Consider the following 206-nt stretch of genomic DNA (forward strand, 5'->3'; position numbering starts at 1 on the left):
GGTTTGAGTTATCCGTCTTCGTATTTGTCGCATCTGGACCGAATCCGATGTTTGAAACAAGATTTTTACATGGTGCCACAGTCAATCCCCAGTTGACCGCTCTAGTAAATCCCCATTGGTAATCCCAAGTCTCAATTAATCCTTCTTCTGCCTGATAATATAGTTCTCTTACATAATCCCATTGTTTATTTCTACCCCAATATCCT

1 pseudogene is annotated in these 206 nt (G+C 40.3%); it reads right to left on the reverse strand.

The window, feature by feature from the left end:
* A pseudogene (locus tag EXE42_RS19785) lies at nucleotides 1-206 on the reverse strand (hypothetical protein); the annotation flags it as partial.

Source organism: Halorubrum sp. SP3, assembly GCF_005435195.1.
In the GTDB taxonomy this organism is placed as follows: domain Archaea; phylum Halobacteriota; class Halobacteria; order Halobacteriales; family Haloferacaceae; genus Halorubrum; species Halorubrum sodomense.